1 protein-coding gene and 1 pseudogene are annotated in these 1,457 nt (G+C 73.9%); both read left to right on the top strand.

Annotated elements, in window-relative coordinates:
* The first annotated feature begins 237 nt into the window (after positions 1 to 237).
* Complete coding sequence (rfbA, locus tag HGA02_RS18960) at positions 238 to 1,107, top strand: glucose-1-phosphate thymidylyltransferase RfbA (RefSeq protein ID WP_162352478.1); 870 nt, start codon at positions 238 to 240, stop codon at positions 1,105 to 1,107.
* Positions 1,108 to 1,246: 139 nt separating this feature from the next.
* Positions 1,247 to 1,457: pseudogene (locus tag HGA02_RS20600) on the top strand (glycoside hydrolase family 3 protein); the annotation flags it as partial.

Below are 1,457 nucleotides of genomic sequence, written 5' to 3'. Positions count from 1 at the left end.
CCGGACCGGCGAGCCCGCGCCGGACGGGGGCGCGGGCGGACGGGCCGGCGCGACGACGACGGACACTGCTCTGCTCCTCGGGATCCGCGTGCCCGGTCGGGACGACGCCGTGCCGGCGGAGCGTCCGGTGCGCTCCGGACCCCCAAGGTCCCACACCGCGGGGCGGCTCGGGACCGATTCCGACCAGGAAGGACGCCCGGCGACGTCGGTCCGCCGGGTAGGGCAGACTTGGGCGTCATGCGCGGAATCATCCTGGCCGGCGGCTCCGGCACGCGGCTGCACCCGATCACGCTGGGCGTCAGCAAGCAGCTCGTCCCGGTCTACGACAAGCCGATGATCTACTACCCGCTGTCGACGCTGATCCTCGCCGGGATCCGCGACGTGCTGGTGATCACGACGCCGCACGACGCGGAGCAGTTCCAGCGGCTGCTCGGCGACGGGTCGCAGTTCGGCATCTCCATCAGCTACACCGTGCAGGCCGAGCCGAACGGGCTGGCCCAGGCGTTCGTGCTCGGCGCCGACTTCGTCGGCGGCGACAGCGCGGCCCTCGTGCTCGGCGACAACATCTTCTACGGGCCGGGCCTCGGCTCGAAGCTGCAGCGGTTCTCCGACATCGACGGCGGCGCGGTGTTCGCCTACCGCGTGGCCGACCCGACCGCCTACGGCGTCGTCGAGTTCGACGCCGAGGGTCGCGCGCTCTCCCTCGAGGAGAAGCCCGCGCAGCCCAAGTCCTCGTACGCGGTGCCCGGGCTCTACTTCTACGACAACGACGTCGTGGCCATCGCACGCGACCTCGAGCCGTCCGCCCGCGGCGAGTACGAGATCACGGACGTGAACCGCGCCTACCTCGAGCAGGGCCGCCTGCAGGTCGAGGTCCTCCCGCGCGGCACCGCCTGGCTGGACACCGGCACCTTCGACTCGCTCCTCGAGGCGTCCGACTACGTGCGGACCATCGAGCACCGCCAGGGCCTCAAGGTCGGCTGCCCCGAGGAGGTCGCCTGGCGCCGCGGGTTCCTCACGGACGACGAGCTGCGCGAGCGCGCCGAGGCGCTGACGAAGTCGGGCTACGGCACGTACCTGCTCAGCCTGCTCACGACCGGCAGCTGAGGGCGTCCCCGGCGCGGACCGGGCGACGATCCGGACACATGCGGCGACACGGACGCGGGGCACGCCGCGGTCCTTCGTGACGCCCGGACCGCTGGGCTAGCGTGAATGGTCGTCGCGCCCATCCCGGAGGTCCTTGGTCATGCCCCGCACCCGCTCGCGCGTCCTGGCGGTCGCCGTCGGCGCGGCCCTGCTGGCCGGGGTCGGCCTGGCCGCCTGCACGCCCGGGCGGTCCGACGCGGGCGCCGAGACCCCGACCCCGTCGGCGTCCTCGACGGCGTCGACCTCCGCGCCGGCCCCGTCGGCGACCGGCTCGTCCGCACCTGCTCCGACCGAGCCCGGCCAGCCGGGTG

Source organism: Cellulomonas septica, assembly GCF_012396155.1.
Taxonomy (GTDB): domain Bacteria; phylum Actinomycetota; class Actinomycetes; order Actinomycetales; family Cellulomonadaceae; genus Cellulomonas; species Cellulomonas septica.
This window is presented reverse-complemented; position numbering and strand designations above follow the sequence as displayed.